The sequence below is a fragment of the Aeromonas sp. ZOR0001 genome (assembly GCF_000801015.1).
GTDB classification, from domain to species: Bacteria; Pseudomonadota; Gammaproteobacteria; order Enterobacterales; family Aeromonadaceae; genus Aeromonas; species Aeromonas veronii.
In genome coordinates, this window is sequence record NZ_JRJY01000008.1 from 66,908 (window position 1) to 82,023 (window position 15,116).

Below are 15,116 nucleotides of genomic sequence, written 5' to 3' on the forward strand. Positions count from 1 at the left end.
GTGATGACTCGCATTTTTGTCGCGCCTGATTGATTGGCGACAGTTTGAGCGCTTGCCCATTGGGGTGGGCATTGGTAAAGTTAGCCGGTTTTCTGCACCTCCAAATTCTTAGGATTTCCCGTAGCCATGTTCAAAAAGCTCAGAGGCGTCTTTTCCAACGATCTGTCGATCGATTTGGGAACTGCCAACACCCTGATCTATGTAAAAGATCAAGGGATCGTCCTTAACGAACCCTCAGTTGTCGCCATTCGCCAAGAGCGCGGGAACGCCAAATCGGTCGCTGCTGTCGGTCATGCCGCCAAGCAGATGCTGGGCCGTACCCCGGGCAACATTTCCGCAATCCGCCCGATGAAAGACGGCGTGATCGCCGATTTCTACGTGACCGAGAAGATGCTGCAGCACTTCATCAAACAGGTTCACGACAACAACTATTTCCGCCCCAGCCCGCGCGTGCTGGTGTGTGTACCGTGCGGTTCAACCCAGGTTGAGCGTCGCGCCATCAAGGAGTCCGCACTGGGCGCCGGTGCCCGTGAGGTCTACCTGATCGATGAGCCTATGGCTGCTGCCATCGGTGCCGGCCTGCCGGTATCCGAAGCGACCGGTTCCATGGTGGTTGATATCGGTGGTGGTACCACTGAAGTGGCCATCATCTCCCTGAACGGTGTGGTCTACTCCCAGTCAGTCCGTATCGGTGGCGACAAGTTTGACGAAGCCATCATCAGCTACGTCCGTCGCAACTACGGCAGCCTGATCGGTGAAGCGACTGCCGAGCGCATCAAGCACGAGATCGGCTCCGCCTATCCGGGCGAAGAGGTGCGCGAGATAGAAGTCCGTGGTCGCAACCTGGCTGAAGGTGTACCGCGCAGCTTCACTCTCAACTCCAACGAAATCCTGGAAGCGCTGCAAGAGCCGCTGTCCGGTATCGTGGCTGCCGTCATGGTGGCGCTGGAGCAGTCTCCGCCGGAACTGGCTTCCGACATCTCCGAGCGCGGCATGGTGCTGACCGGTGGTGGCGCACTGCTGAAAGATATCGACCGTCTGCTGATGGAAGAGACCGGCATTCCTGTCGTCGTGGCCGAAGATCCCCTCACCTGTGTGGCCCGTGGCGGCGGCAAGGCGCTGGAGCTGATCGATATGCACGGTGGCGATCTGTTCCACTACGAATAAGACCCAAAGCCGGCCAGCGTGCCGGCTCTTTTTTGACGACCCATGAAACCCATTTTTGGTAGAGGCCCTTCGCTTCAGTTACGGTTGTTTCTCGCCGTCATCATCTCCATCGCTGCCATCGTTGCGGACTCCCGCTTCGGTGTGTTTACCCATGTCCGCGTCTACCTCAGTTCGTTAGTCAGTCCCCTGCAATACATGGCCAATGCGCCCGGTACCCTGCTCGACACCATGTCGACCCAGGTGCAGACCCGCGCCGATCTCATCGAGCAGACCAAGCAGCAGGAGCAGCAACTGTTCACTCTGCGGGCCCGTCTGCTCAAAATGGATCAGCTGGAACACGAGAACCAAAGGCTGCGTGAGCTGCTGGGCTCGCCGGTGCACAAGGAGTCCCGCAAGATGGTGGCCGAGCTGCTGTCGGTGGACTCCGACCCCTTCAGCCATCAGGTGCTGATCAATAAGGGGGCGCTGGATGGCGTCTACAACGGTCAGGCGGTGATTAACGATCAGGGTGTGATTGGTCAGGTGCTCCACGTGGGCTCCACCACCAGTCGCGTGCTGCTGATCACCGACTCCAGCCATGGCATTCCGGTGCGGGTGCTGCGCAACGACTTGCGCGCCATTGCTTCCGGCAGTGGTGAGCTCGACAAGCTTGAGCTGCGCAACCTGCCGCGCAACACCGATATTCAGGTGGGTGATCTGCTGGTTACCTCGGGTCTGGGTGGCCGCTTCCCGGAAGGTTATCCGGTGGCGACCGTGACCCGCTCCGAGTATGTGGAGGGCAAGCCCTTCGCCCAGGTCGAGGCCAAGCCGCTGGTGGAGCTGGACAGACTGCGTTATCTGCTGCTGCTGTGGACCGACAAGAAGCCTGAAGTACATGATGAGGATGGCGAACGGGCGGTTCCCGCTGCGTCCGCCGCAGGAGCCACCCGCTGATGCTAGAACCCGCCAGCGGCAGGATCTGGATCTGGATCTCGATCCTGCTGGCCTTGAGCCTGTCGATCCTGCCGCTTCCTTTCGAATTTGACCCCTTCCGCCCGGACTGGCTGGCCATGGTGCTCATCTACTGGGCGCTGGCCTTGCCGCACCGGACCAACGTCGGCACCGCCTGGGTGGCGGGCCTGCTGCTGGATGTGCTGCTTGGCAGTACCCTCGGCGTGCGGGCGATGGCGATGGCCATCACCACCTATCTGGCGGCCTTCCAGTTCCAGAAGATCCGCAACTTCTCCCTCTGGCAGCAGGCACTGATCATCGGTGGCCTCTCGCTGGTGGGTAAAATGACGGTATTCTGGGCCGAGCATCTGTTCAGCCAGGCCAGTCTCAACTTCTCCTACTTTTGGTCGACGTTGACGACGATGCTAATATGGCCCTGGGTGTTTCTGGTGCTGCGCAAGGTGCGGCGCCGCTTCAATATCAGGTAAATATGAACAAAAACAACGAACCACAACTCTATCTCGCCTCGGCTTCTCCCCGTCGCCGTGAACTGCTGACCCAGATTGGCTACCGCTTCGAGGTGCTGAAACTGGATGTGCCCGAGCAGCGGGAAGAGGGTGAAAAGGCGCAGGATTATGTCTGCCGCCTCGCCCGTGACAAGGCGATGGCGGGCGTGGCGTGTGCGCCGACGGCGTTGCCGGTGCTGGGTGCCGACACCATAGTGGTGCTGGGAGACCGGGTACTGGAGAAACCGTCCGATCTGCTTGATGCCAAAGATATGCTGGAGTCCCTCTCCGGCAAGGTGCATCAGGTGATGACGGCGGTAGCGCTGGCCAGCAAGGATCGTTGTGACGTGCGTCTGGTCACCACCAACGTGGCGTTTCGCAAGCTGGACGAGGCCGAGATCGAGGCCTACTGGCAGACCGGTGAGCCCTGTGACAAGGCCGGGGCTTATGGCATTCAGGGTATTGCCGGCAAGTTTGTCAGCCGCATCGAAGGGAGCTATAGCGCCGTGGTCGGCCTGCCCCTGCTGGAGACAGACCTGCTGATCAAGCATCATCTGGAACAGCTCAAATAATTTCCCGTCAGCTGTGCTCTGCTGCGTTTCTCCCTTGCGCGCGTTGTACCGGATTGGCTCTATAGAATTCAAAACTGGAACAGGCAAGGTTACTTATGTCGGTAGAACTGCTGGTTAACGTTACCCCCTCCGAAACCCGGGTCGCTCTGGTCGAAAACGGTCTGCTGCAGGAAGTGCATGTAGAGCGTCAGGCCAAGCGCGGCATTGTCGGCAATATCTACAAAGGCAAGATCAGCCGGGTGCTGCCCGGCATGCAGGCGGCCTTCGTCGATATCGGCATGGACAAGGCAGCCTTTTTGCACGCCTCTGATATCGTCCCTCACACCGAGTGTGTGGCGGTGAAGGAGAAGGAGCAGTTCCAGGTCGGTAACATCGCCGAGCTGGTGCGTCAGGGGCAGGACATCATGGTGCAGGTGGTGAAAGATCCACTGGGTACCAAGGGTGCCCGTCTCACTACCGATATCACCCTGCCATCCCGCTATCTGGTCTTTATGCCGGGCAGTGCCCACGTCGGTGTCTCCCAACGTATCGAGTCCGAAGCGGAGCGGGAGCGCCTCAAGCGTACCGTAGCTGGCTATGTGGACGAGCTGGGTGGTTACATCATCCGCACCGCTGCCGAAGGGGTGGGGGAGCAGGAGCTGGAGCAGGATGCTGCCTTCCTGAAACGGCTGTGGCGCAAGATCCTCGAGCGCAAGCAGAAGTATCCCCCCTGCAAGATCCTCTACGAGGATCCCAGTCTGGCATTTCGAGTGGTGCGCGACTTTGTCGGTGCCGAGCTCGACAAGATCCGCGTTGACTCCCGCCAGAGCTTCGATCAGCTCAAGCGCTTCACCGAAGAGTACGTGCCTGAGTTGGCCAGCAAGCTGGAGTACTATCCGGGCGAGTCGCCCATCTTCGATCTCTACGACGTGGAGAACGAGATCCAGCGGGCGCTGGAGCGCAAGGTAGAGCTGAAATCCGGCGGCTACCTCATCATCGACCAGACCGAAGCCATGACTACGGTGGATATCAACACCGGCGCCTTTGTCGGCCATCGCAATCTGGAAGAGACCATCTTCAATACCAACGTCGAGGCGACGGCGGCCATCGCCCGTCACCTGCGCCTGCGCAACCTTGGCGGCATCATCATCATCGACTTCATCGACATGCAGTCCGAGGATCACCGCCGTCGGGTACTGCACAGTCTGGAGCAGGCGCTGTCAAAGGATCGTGCCAAGACCAACGTCAACGGCTTCTCCCAGCTCGGTCTGGTGGAGATGACCCGCAAGCGCACCCGCGAGAGTCTGGAGCATGTGCTCTGCTCCGAGTGCCCCGAGTGCAAAGGGCGCGGCCGGGTCAAGACGGTGGAGTCGGTCTGCTTCGAGATCCTGCGGGAGATCATCCGGGTCAATCGTGCCTACGATGCGGATCAGTTCACTGTCTACGCCGCGCCTGCGGTGGCCGATTATCTCCATGGCGAGGAGTCCCACAGTCTGGCGGAGCTGGAAGTGTTCATCGGCAAGCAGGTGCGGGTAGTGAGCGAACCCCTCTGTGGTCAGGAGCAGTTCGACGTGGTGATGATGTAATTGGTCTATCGCTGGCTGAGTCGGGGCTGGTTGGCCCTGGGGGTCCTGTTCGTACTGATGGCCATGCTGGTCACCTTGGTACGGGTCGGGGGCCCTTTGCTGAATCAATACCGGGAGAGTCTGATCCACACTCTGCTGGGTGATTCACAACTCAAGGTCAGCGTGGAGCAAGTGGGGCTGGACTGGACACAGTCCGGGCCCGCCCTCGAACTGCAGCAACTCGCCATCGCCCCGGATTCGGGGCGTTTTGCCGTACAGCTCGGCAAAGCCTGGGTGCATCTCGACTTCTGGCGCACCATTAACGAGCTAAAGCCGGTGTTTGGCGAGCTGATCCTGAGCGATGGCGATATCACCATCGACTTGGGCCAACCGGCTGACGAGAGCCCCTCTGGCGATCCCCAGCAGGGCGCCCTGCTGCGCTTTCTGCTGACCCAGCTCTCCACCTTCGATGTGCACAACACCCGCCTCAGCGTCACCACCTCCCTCGGTGATCTGCGCGCCCTCGATATCGCCCAACTGCGCTGGCAGAACCGTGGCAAGCGCCATCAGGGGGTCGGCAAGGCTTACCTCATCAACGGGGTGGGCGAGAGCACCATCGATCTGATTCTGGATGTGGACGCCCCGACTGCCCGGCTCGATCGCCTCAAGGGGCAACTCTATCTGGGGGCCCGCCAGCTCGATATCACCCCGACCCTGGCCAAGATCCATGCGGGCGAACCCAAGGTTGCCGGTCAGCTCGACTTCCAGCTCTGGAGCGAGTTTGACAGTGGCAAGCTGGGCAATACCCTGCTGGCGTTTGGCAACAACTACCTGATCTGGAAGGATCCCAAGAAAGGGGAAATGCACCGTTTCGGCCTCGATGGTGGCAAGATCCAGCTGCGCCGTGAGGGCACCGACTGGCAACTGGCCAGCCACAACGTCACCTTCAAGCTGGACGGCAAACCCTGGTTGCAGAGCCGCTTGCAGCTGGAGCGGATCGGGGATCGGGTGCAGGGCTATCTGCCCAGCATTGAGTTCGACAAGATCACCCAGATCAGTCAGCTGGTCTCGGCGCTCTACCCCACACTCTGCGAGACCCTGCGCCAGACCAATCCGCAGGGGGCGGTGCAGGATCTGACGCTGCTGGCCAATGCCGATTGGCAGGATCTCTCCCTCAGTGGCCGCTTCAGCAAGGTGCGCCTCAAGGCGTGGCAGGATATACCCGGGATGCAGGATCTCAACGGCGAGTTCTGGCTGACCCCGACCGGCGGTAGTGCCAGACTGGCGCTGGCGAACGACAAGGTGGATCCCGCCCGTCACTTCAAGGTGCCAATCCCGGTCGACCACTTCTCGGCCCGCCTCGACTGGTGGCGTGAGGAACAGGGCTGGGTGCTCTACGGGCAGGATATCGCGCTGGATAACCCGGATCTGACCCTGGCCAGCCGTTTCCGCCTCGATCTGTTCGAGCACCCCTTCCTGGCCCTGACCGGCCGCATCGATGTGAAGAATGCGGGCCATGCGGATCGCTACTTCCCGCTGCAGGCGATGGACAAGGGGCTGGTGGATTACCTGAGCGGCGCCATCAAGGGGGGCAAGGCCAAGGGGGCCGACCTGCTCTGGTATGGGGAGTTTCGGGATTTCCCCTACGACAACGGCAAGGGCATCTTCCAGGTGGCGGTGCCGCTGGAGCAGGCCACCTACGAATTCTTCCCCGATTGGCAGCCGCTCACCGACCTGCAGATCGATCTCTTGTTCCAGAATGCCGGTCTCGATATGCGCAGCCGCTCCACCAAACTCGGCAAGGCGAGCTCCGACTCGGTGCATGCCTGGATCCCGGATCTCTCCCCCGGTGCCCACCTCTATGTGGATGCCAAGGTGCAGGGGGAGGGCAAGGCCATCAGCGACTACCTGCAGGATTCCCCGCTGGGCAGTTCGGTAGGTCAGGCGCTGCGGGAGATCGAGATCCGCGGCCCGATGGCCGGTTCGGTCAAGCTCGATATTCCTCTCGATGGCGAGAGCGAGGTGAAGGCGAGCGGCGATGCCACCTTCAGCAACAACAAGGTGCGGGTCGCCAGTCTGGACCTGCCGCTGGAGAAGGTGCAGGGGCGCCTTGAATATGACAACGAACAGACCCGTTTCAACAACCTCAAGGCGAGCCTGTGGAACCAGCCGCTGACCCTCGACTATCAGGGGCGCCAGCATCCGGATCACTATCAGGTCGACCTCGATTTCAAGGGGCAGTGGGATAGCCGACGTCAGCCTGCGGCCATCGCCTCGTACGGCATTCTCAACGGCCGCAGCAACTGGGGTGGCAAGCTGGGGCTGACCCTGCCCGAGAGCAAACCGTTCAGCTTCCAGCTGGCGCTCGACTCCAACCTGCAGGGGATGGGACTGGATCTGCCGCTGCCGCTGGCCAAGAGCAGCGCCAGCCGGCTGCCGCTCAAGGTGATCGCCCGTGGCCGGGATGGCAGCGCCGACATTCGTGCCGTGCTGGGGGCCGATGTGGATATGCAGACCCGACTGGTCTACGGCGAAGGGGTGCCCTATCTCAGTCGGGTGCGGGTCGATGTGGGTCAGCCGGGCGCCCGGGTAATGCGCGATGCCCCCATGCTGCTTGCCATCAACCAGCAGGAGGCCGATGTCGGTGGCTGGCTGGCCAGACTCAAGCAGTGGTTGCCAGCGCAGAACCAGACTGGCAATGCGGTGGTTGGCCCCGCGTTCCTGCCGCAGGAGTGGTGGGTGGATGGGCAACTGGCTCGCGCCTATATCGGCAGTGCCACCCTCAAGGCGGCGCGTTTCACCGTGGGGCCGACCAATCAGGCGACCGAAGTGATGATCGACAGTCCCGACGTGATGGGGGTGATCCGCCTACCCGCAGTGGCCAATCGCCCGGTGGATGCCAAGTTTGCCCGCATCTACTGGTCTGGCAAGAGTTCGGATCTCAGCCCGGATCCCGATGCCAAGCAGGATAACGCCATCATGGCATCCATCCCCTGGTTGAAGGTGAGCTGTGTCGATTGCCGCTTTGGCGAGCTACCTCTTGGTGAAGTGAAAGGGGAGCTGGTGCCCGGCGCCAACAAGGTGACACTCAAGGGGCTGGATGTGCGGCTGGCGGGGAGTCAGCTCACCGGCAGCGTCGACTGGCTGGCCGATGGCAACCGGATGCAGACCCGTGCCCGTGGCAAGCTGACCAGCAACAACAGCGAGCTGCTGCTCAAACGGCTCGGCTACACCTCGCCCATCGGCGATGCCCCCGGCTCCCTCGCTTTTGATCTGAACTGGCAGGATGTGCCCTATCGCCCGAGCCTGCCGACTCTGGGGGGAAGTGCCAACTATCAGCTGGAGGGCGGCACCTTGCGGGAGGTCAACGACAAGGGGGCACGGCTGCTCTCCCTGCTCAGTCTCGACTCCCTGCTGCGCAAGCTGCGGCTCGATTTTCGCGATGTGTTCGACAAGGGATTCTACTTCGAATCCATGTCCGCCTCTGCCACCATCAAGCAGGGGCAGGTCAGCAACGATGATTTCTATATGAAGGGGGCGGCAGGCAACCTGCGCGGCGAGGGGATCGCCGATCTGGTGCGCTGGCAGCTCGACTACGAGCTGAGCTTCTCCCCCAATCTGGGGGGCACCCTGCCGGTGGTGGCGGCTTTCTCCATCACGCCGGTCACGGGTCTCTATGTGCTGGCCCTCTCCAAACTGCTGGAGCCGGTGGTGGATGTGGTGACCCGCATCGATTTTCGCATCTCGGGCCCGCTCGACGCACCCAAGCTGATCGAGGCGGGACGAGATCGCGCGCGCATCAAGCTCAACCAGCAGCAGAAAGAGGCGGTAGATGCCGTTGCTCCCAGCCTGCCGACCCAAGAGGTGACCCCTTTCCTGCTGAACCCCAAACACGCGGGGCCCGCTCAGCGCTGAACGAGCGGCCCGGCACCATCACAAGGAGTGAGCCATGATCCGACATATCCTGCTGATCGCCTTCAAGCCGGACACCCAGCCTGCCCGGATAGACGCGGTGCGTAACGCTTTTCTCGCCATTCCCCATCAGGTCAGCGGCGTGACCGCCGTGGAGTGGGGGGAGAATGACAGCCCGGAGGGGAGGGATGGTGGCTTTACCCACAGCGTACTGATGACCTTCGCCGACGAAGCGGCCCGCCAGCGCTATCTGCCCCATCCGGATCACGATGCCCTCAAGGCCATCTTCCGTCCTGTGCTGGAGCGAATCATTGTACTGGATTACACCCTGCAGGCGGGGGATGCTGTCACCGTCTGATGGCCCAAGCGACAAGGAGAACGTCATGTGGTTAGCCGCAATACAGCTGGTATCTGGCCGTCACTGGCAGGATAACCGGGAGCAGATCGCCGCCGAACTGGCGGCCTTGCCCAAAGAGCGGCCGCTGCTGGTGCTGCTGCCGGAAAACTTTGCCCTGTTTGGCGAACGGCAGGGCTATCTGGATGGCGCGGAGGCCATAGGTGAGGGCCCGATCCAGCAGCAGCTGGCCAAATGGGCCCGCGATTACGGCATCTGGCTGGTGGCCGGGGCTATGCCGACAAGAATGCCGACCACCATCTCAGGTTCCGACCATATCCACACCAGCTTGCTGGTGTTTGACCCCAGCGGTGAGCTCAGGGGCCACTACCACAAGATCCACCTGTTCGACGTGGATGTGGCGGATAATCACGGCCGCTATCGGGAGTCGGAGACATTCAGCCCCGGCGAGGAGCCTGTGCTGGTGGACACTCCCTTTGGTCCCCTCGGCCTCTCGATCTGTTATGATCTGCGATTTCCCGAGCTCTACCGCCAGTTGGCCCGAGCCGGTGCCCGTGTGCTGCTGGTGCCTGCCGCCTTTACCGCCGTGACCGGCGAGGCGCATTGGGAGCCGCTGCTGCGGGCTCGCGCTATCGAAAACCAGTGCTACGTAGTCGCTGCCAATCAGGGCGGCACTCACGAGACAGGGCGCCAGACCTGGGGCCACAGCATGGTGATCGACCCCTGGGGTCGGGTGCTGGCGAGCAAAGAGTCCGGGCGCGGCACCGTGCTGGCGAAGATGGAGCCCGGGCTTATCGACGAATTGAAACGCACCATGCCAGTGATGCAACACGCCCGTTTGCTCTGATGGTGTGGTGAAAAATTGAAACGCAGCCGTTTGCCCGTGCTGGAGCATGCCCGTTTGTTGTGATGGTGCGGCTTGTTGCCAACCCGTCGGCAAGACGATTTAAAACAGCTCGTTACGAGAGTGGAGAAGAAGATTGAGTCTATTGAGCCAGGTTAGTGCCTCCCTGTTGGCCCCGAACGATCTCGACGAAGGGCGCCTGCAGCAGCTGCTCGGCAGCCTGATGAGCCATCAGGTGGAGTTCGGCGATCTCTATTTCCAGCGCAGCTGGCACGAGTCCTGGATGCTGGAAGATGGCATCGTCAAGGATGGCAGCTACAACATCGATCAGGGGGTCGGGGTGCGCGCCGTCAGCGGCGAGAAGACTGGCTTCGCCTACTCGGACGAGCTGAGCCTGCTGGCGCTGCAACAGTCGGTGACTGCCGCTCGCGGCATCGCCGCAGCCGGTGCTCACGGCAAGGTGAAGGCGTGGGCGCGCACCGAAGCGAACCTGCTCTATCCGGCCATGGATCCGCTGCAGACCCTCGACAAGCACCAGAAGATTGCCCTGCTGGAGCAGATGGACAAGTTCGCCAGAAGTCTGGATCCCGCCATCAATCAGGTGATGGCCTCCATCAGCGGCGTCTACGAAGAGGTGCTGGTGGCAGCCACCGACGGCACCCTGGCTGCCGATGTGCGTCCGCTGGTGCGTCTGTCGGTGACCGTGATCGCCGAGAAGGGCGATCGCCGCGAGCGTGGCAGTGCCGGTGGCGGCGGGCGCTTTGGTTACGACTGGTTCCTCGAACTGGACGGGCTGGAGAGCCGCGCCTTTGGCTATGTGCGTGAAGCGGTGCGTCAGGCGCTGGTCAACCTCGAAGCCATCGACGCGCCAGCCGGTACCATGCCGGTGGTGCTGGGCTCCGGCTGGCCCGGCGTGCTGCTGCACGAGGCGGTGGGTCATGGTCTGGAGGGGGATTTCAACCGCAAGGGATCTTCCGCATTTGCTGGCCGCATCGGCGAGCAGGTGGCCTCCAAGCACTGTACCATCGTCGATGATGGCACCCTGCCGGGTCGCCGTGGCTCTGTCTCCATTGATGACGAGGGGACACCGGGTGGCTACAACGTGCTGATCGAGAACGGTATCCTCAAGGGTTATCTGCAGGACAAGCAGAACGCTCGCCTGATGGGGGTACCGCTCACCGGCAATGGGCGCCGCGAATCCTACGCCGCCATGCCGATGCCGCGCATGACCAACACCTACATGCTGGCGGGTCAGTACGATCCGGCCGAGATCATCGCCTCGGTGAAGAAGGGCATTTATGCCCCCAACTTCGGTGGCGGTCAGGTGGACATCACCTCCGGCAAGTTTGTCTTCTCCGCCTCCGAGGCCTACCTCATCGAGGATGGCAAGATCACCGCCCCCATCAAGGGCGCGACCCTGATCGGCAACGGCCCCGAAGCGATGAGCCAGGTCTCCATGGTGGGCAGCGATCTTGCGCTGGATCGCGGGGTTGGCATCTGCGGCAAGGAGGGGCAGAGCGTACCGGTCGGTGTCGGCCAGCCCACCCTCAAACTGGACCAGCTCACCGTGGGTGGCACGTCGTAGGTTTTGGTTAGCCGCGCAGCGGCGTAACCCGACGCATTCAAACCCCGGCTCTTGCCGGGGTTTTGCTATTCAGGGGATCGCAGACAACAAAAAGCCCCGGTCGTTGGACCGGGGCTGGCGGGTTATTCGTTATCAGTTGACGGATATGGCGCGGGCGTCGATGAAATAGCGAGCGTTACCCTGTTTGTCGATCTGGATTTTGGCTACCAGCTGCTCTTGATCTTTATATTCCCAGCGTTGCTCGATCTTGGCGAGGGATGGGCTCGCAATCCCAACCACGTTCAGGTACTCGTGAAACAGGCTATGGCTCCCTATTTCGGTCAGCATCTTGTCCATCTGCATACTCTCCTGAAGTTGAGTGGGTATTCATCAACAAACCTATCAGCGTCCATCTGAATAAAGTCTGTATGAAAAACAAACTAACTCATTTGTGTGTCAATAACATGATCAGGAACAAGATCAGTGCAGATCGTCAGGGACTTTTTGATACCGTTTTCAATCAGAGCCGGTGGGCTTTTGCGGTAACTGATCAATCGTGCCGGAAGCCTTTGGGAGCGCCGGTGCGGTTTGCACGGTCTGGCCGCCGTGGAATACCGGATCCTGTGCCACTTCCTTGATGCCGTTGATGCAAAACTGCATACCCATGCAGACCAGCAGGAAGCCCATGATACGGGTCATGGCGTCGATGCCGGTGGCGCCCAGGATCTTGCAGACCGGATCTGCCAGCTTCAATACCCCCCAGCTGATCAGGCTCATCAGGGCAAACGCCGTTACCACACCGGCGTAGATGGTGAGGCGGTTGTACTCGTCAGGCAGCTCGGCGATCTGGGCTGCCCCGCTTATTACCAGCGCCATGGTGCCTGGTCCGCACATGCTAGGCATGGTGAGCGGTACGAAGGCAATGCTCTGGTTGATGTCGACCCCGCTCTGCTGGCTGGGGGCGGGGAACAGCATGCGAAAGCCGATAAAGCCGATGATGAGGCCACCGGCCAGACGCAAGCCCGGAATGGAGATCCCGAACAGATCCAGGATCGAGGATCCGATAAAGAAGGTGATGCAGAGGGTGCAGAACAGATAGATGGCGGCCAGATTGACCTGACGGCGCACGTGTTCGCGCGACATCCCCTTGCTCAGTCCCAGCAGCAGGGTGGCCGTGGTGGGCGGGTTGACCATGGGCAGCAGCGCCAGCAAGGTGAGTAATACGACCTGAAAGAACATCTTGAGCCTCGGATAAAGAGTTGGACGTCATGGGGCGATGCGGGTGGCAGGCCCCAGAGGGAGGCTATCTTATGCTGGCGAAACTGAACATAAGCAGTACAAAAAAGCCCCGGCAGATACCGGGGCTTGTTGTTCGGGTCAGGCCGCTTGCGGCGCTTGCTGCTGCCGGATGGCTCGTTGCTGGAACCAGAGCCAGAGACCGATGGCGAAACCCAGCACCGACAGACTCACCACATAGTGGGAGGGGGCCAGCATGTCGCTCTTCATCCAGAGGGTCACCGCCATCGGGGTGAGGCCGCCGAAGATGGCGTAGGCCACGTTGTAGGAGAATGACAGACCGGAGAAGCGCACCACCGGCGGGAAGGCGTTGACCATCACATAAGGCACGGCACCGACAATCCCGACCGCAAAGCCTGCCAGCATATAGAGCGGCACCAGCTGGCTCGTACCGGCCGCCAGACCGTGATAGAAGGCGTAGCTGGAGCCCGCCAGCAGCAGGGAGCCGAACATGAAGGTGAGACCGCTGCCCAGCAGGTCGATCAGTCGGCCATAGACGATGCAGCCGAGGGTCAGGGCAACGATCGCCAGCGAGTTGGCGGTCAGGGCGTCAGCCGGGCTGATGCCATAGACCTTCTGCAGATAGGTGGGGGTCATCAGGATCACCACCACGATACCGGCGGAGAGCAGCCAGGTGAGCAGCATGGAGACCACCACGCTGCTCTTGTGGTTGCGCAGTACCGACTTGAGGGGGAGCTCATCGGCCAGGGTCTTGTTGGCTTTCATCTCAGCGAAGACCGGGGTCTCGTGCAACCAGCGACGCAGGTACATGGCGACGATGCCGAAGATACCGCCCAGCAGAAAGGGCACTCGCCAGCCCCACTCGCTCACTTCGGCTGGTGTCAGGCTCTTGTTGACCGCAGTGGCGATGAGGGAGCCAAGCAGGATGCCGGCCGTCAATCCCGCCGTGAGCGTGCCGCAGGCGACCCCGACTCGACGGGCAGGGACGTGCTCGGCGACAAACACCCAAGCGCCCGGCACTTCACCGCCGATGGCGGCGCCTTGCAGGATCCGCAGGCCCAGCAGGGCGATGGGGGCGCCGATGCCGAGCACCGCATAAGTCGGCAGCAGACCGATCAACAGGGTCGGCAGCGCCATCATGATGATGCTGAGGGTGAACATCCGCTTGCGACCGATGAGATCGCCAAAGTGGGCCATGATGATGCCGCCAAGCGGGCGGGCCAGATAACCGGCGGCGAAGATGCCGAAGGTCTGGAACTGGCGCAGCCACTCGGGAATATCGGCCGGGAAGAACAGCTCGCCGATGACCACGGCGAAGAAGACGAAGATGATGAAGTCGTAAAACTCCAGCGCGCCGCCGAGGGCAGCCAGGCTCAGGGTTTTGTAATCCTGTCGATTGAGGGGGCGGGCGTGATCGTGCTGTTGTGTGCTTGTGGTCATATCCGTATGTTTCCCATCGGTTTTTTTAGTTATTGTCACCCCGGACAAGGGGCATATACAGGTGATCGAGAGTATGCTGCCTGCCTCTTGTGTGTAAATCGCGCAATTCGCAACACTGTCTTGCATCTTTTTGGGGCAATCCGAGTGCCCCGCTGGCGGAGGAATGATGGAAAAGAAACGGGTACTGCTCTCCTGGAGCAGCGGTAAGGATTGCGCATGGGCATTGCATCAGTTGCGGCAAGACCCCGCCATCGAGGTGGTGGGGCTGTTTACTACCCTCAATCAGGCATTCGAGCGGGTGGCGATGCACGGGGTGCGCAAGCAGCTGTTGACCGAGCAGGCCGCCTGTGTCGGGCTGCCCCTCATCACCATCGATCTGCCCTGGCCCTGCAGCAACGAGGATTACGCCCGCATCATGACCGGCTTTATCGCCGATGTGATGGCACAGGGGATCCGCCATATGGCCTTTGGCGACTTGTTCCTCGAGGATGTGCGCGCCTACCGTGAAAAGCAGCTGGCAGGTACCGGCATCGAACCACTATTCCCGCTGTGGGGCAGCAATACCCGTGAACTGGCGCCGCAGATGGTGGCCGCTGGGTTGAAGGCGCGGATCAGTGCTCTCGACCCGAACAAGCTGGATGCCAGCCTGGGTGGCCATGATTTTGACGAGGCACTGCTGGCGGCGTTGCCGGCGGGGGTCGATCCGTGCGGCGAGAATGGCGAGTTTCACACCCTGGCCTATGATGGCCCCATGTTCTCCCGTCCGCTCGGCATTCGGGTCGGCGAGACAGTGCTGCGCGACGGTTTTGTCTTTACCGATCTGCTGCCAATCGAGGATTAATTATCGGGCGTCAAATGCTCCCTTTTGCAGGAGCATTCACAGATTTGAGAGGCGGGATGGGGGCACTATTGGCCCCCTCTTTTGATTCAAGATGACAACCTGCCTTATGAAACACATCTCTCGTCCGGCGCTGCTTGCCTCCTTGCTGGCTGCGGCCCTCTCTCTGCCTGCCGTGGCGGGTCAA

At 61.2% G+C, this 15,116-nt stretch carries 13 protein-coding genes; 10 read left to right on the plus strand and 3 right to left on the minus strand.

Annotated features, from left to right (window positions below; genetic code table 11):
* Positions 1–126: 126 nt before the first annotated feature.
* The 9 genes from L972_RS01475 (at position 127) to tldD (ending at position 11,415) form a co-directional block, all read left to right on the plus strand.
* A complete protein-coding gene (locus L972_RS01475) occupies positions 127–1,167 on the plus strand; it encodes a rod shape-determining protein (RefSeq protein WP_005340051.1) in 1,041 nt (346 codons plus the stop codon).
* Positions 1,168–1,209: 42 nt separating this feature from the next.
* Positions 1,210–2,100: a rod shape-determining protein MreC gene (gene mreC, locus L972_RS01480; protein WP_047434693.1), complete on the plus strand. Its 891-nt coding sequence runs from the start codon at positions 1,210–1,212 to the stop codon at positions 2,098–2,100.
* Complete coding sequence (gene mreD / locus L972_RS01485) at positions 2,100–2,585, plus strand: rod shape-determining protein MreD (protein ID WP_005340054.1); 486 nt, start codon at positions 2,100–2,102, stop codon at positions 2,583–2,585. Before mreC ends, mreD begins: the two co-directional genes overlap by 1 nt.
* Before the next feature lie 2 nt (positions 2,586–2,587).
* A complete protein-coding gene (locus L972_RS01490; protein WP_005340055.1) occupies positions 2,588–3,175 on the plus strand; it encodes a Maf family protein in 588 nt (195 codons plus the stop codon).
* Between the two features lie 95 nt (positions 3,176–3,270).
* Positions 3,271–4,740 carry a ribonuclease G gene (rng, locus tag L972_RS01495; protein WP_005340056.1) on the plus strand — a complete coding sequence of 490 codons (1,470 nt, stop codon included), beginning with the start codon at positions 3,271–3,273 and terminating at the stop codon, positions 4,738–4,740.
* A complete protein-coding gene (locus tag L972_RS01500) occupies positions 4,741–8,634 on the plus strand; it encodes a YhdP family protein (RefSeq protein WP_047434696.1) in 3,894 nt (1,297 codons plus the stop codon).
* A 34-nt stretch (positions 8,635–8,668) separates the two neighbouring features.
* On the plus strand, positions 8,669–8,989 hold the full coding sequence (locus tag L972_RS01505) for a Dabb family protein (RefSeq protein ID WP_047434698.1): 321 nt from the start codon (positions 8,669–8,671) through the stop codon (positions 8,987–8,989).
* Between the two features lie 25 nt (positions 8,990–9,014).
* Complete coding sequence (locus L972_RS01510) at positions 9,015–9,833, plus strand: carbon-nitrogen hydrolase family protein (protein ID WP_047434701.1); 819 nt, start codon at positions 9,015–9,017, stop codon at positions 9,831–9,833.
* A 133-nt stretch (positions 9,834–9,966) separates the two neighbouring features.
* Positions 9,967–11,415, plus strand: coding sequence for a metalloprotease TldD (tldD, locus tag L972_RS01515; RefSeq protein WP_026035085.1), 1,449 nt, complete (start codon positions 9,967–9,969; stop codon positions 11,413–11,415).
* A gap of 132 nt (positions 11,416–11,547) precedes the next feature.
* Here the strand turns inward: tldD and L972_RS01520 are convergent, their stop codons facing one another.
* The 3 genes from L972_RS01520 to L972_RS01530 all read right to left on the minus strand — a co-directional run bounded on the left by L972_RS01520 (position 11,548) and on the right by L972_RS01530 (position 14,091).
* The gene (locus tag L972_RS01520; protein WP_005340062.1) at positions 11,548–11,751 is read right to left on the minus strand and encodes a hypothetical protein; all 204 of its coding nucleotides are present in this window, start codon (positions 11,749–11,751) and stop codon (positions 11,548–11,550) included.
* Between the two features lie 159 nt (positions 11,752–11,910).
* Complete coding sequence (locus L972_RS01525) at positions 11,911–12,633, minus strand: MarC family NAAT transporter (RefSeq protein ID WP_047434705.1); 723 nt, start codon at positions 12,631–12,633, stop codon at positions 11,911–11,913.
* 138 nt (positions 12,634–12,771) lie between these two features.
* A complete protein-coding gene (locus tag L972_RS01530; RefSeq protein ID WP_047434708.1) occupies positions 12,772–14,091 on the minus strand; it encodes an MFS transporter in 1,320 nt (439 codons plus the stop codon).
* A 166-nt stretch (positions 14,092–14,257) separates the two neighbouring features.
* Between L972_RS01530 and L972_RS01535 the strand changes: the two genes are divergently transcribed.
* Positions 14,258–14,932: an ATP-binding domain-containing protein gene (locus L972_RS01535; protein WP_047434712.1), complete on the plus strand. Its 675-nt coding sequence runs from the start codon at positions 14,258–14,260 to the stop codon at positions 14,930–14,932.
* Positions 14,933–15,116 lie beyond the last annotated feature (184 nt).